The sequence below is a fragment of the Pseudonocardia sp. 73-21 genome (assembly GCF_001899645.1).
Taxonomy (GTDB): domain Bacteria; phylum Actinomycetota; class Actinomycetes; order Mycobacteriales; family Pseudonocardiaceae; genus Pseudonocardia.
Window position 1 is genome coordinate 1 of the sequence record NZ_MKVV01000048.1, and the last position, 573, is coordinate 573.

The window sequence follows — 573 nt, forward strand, 5'->3', positions numbered from 1 at the left end:
AAGGTGATTCGTCAATCTCGCACGCGGAGGTGCACACTCCCGCCATGACACACGGACACGGACACCAGACCGGGACGGCCGAGGCGGTACCGGGCAGCCCGCAGTTCTGGGAGGAGTTCTACCGCGCCAGGCCCCAGGTGTTCAGCGGGCGCGTCAACCCGATCCTCGCGCAGACCGCGGAGCACCTGCGTCCCGGCACCGCCCTCGACCTCGGCGCCGGCGAAGGCGCCGACACCGCGTGGCTCGCCGAACACGGATGGGCCGTCACCGCCGTCGACGTCTCCACCACCGCCCTGGACCGCGTCCTGGAACGCAACTCCGACGTCACCGTGGAGCGCCACGACCTCACGGCCACCTTCCCCGCGGGCACGTTCGACCTGGTCAACGCGCAGTACCTGCAGTCGCCCGACGAGGCCTTCCCCCGCGAGGCGATCCTGCGCCGCGCCACCGCCGCGGTCGCCCCGGGTGGGACGTTGTTGATCGTCGGGCACGGCGGGCACGCGACGAATCATGCGCCTCAGCCCACCGCCCACGACGTCCTCACCGCTCTCGCGATCGACTCCGCCACCTGGG

Annotated in this window: 1 protein-coding gene; it reads left to right on the forward strand. The window is 71.7% G+C overall.

Going from position 1 to position 573, the window contains the following annotated elements; all coding sequences use genetic code 11:
* Positions 1–44 precede the first annotated feature (44 nt).
* Positions 45–573 (forward strand): class I SAM-dependent methyltransferase (locus tag BGP03_RS15455; protein ID WP_299736594.1); only part of this gene is annotated, 529 nt, incomplete at its 3' end.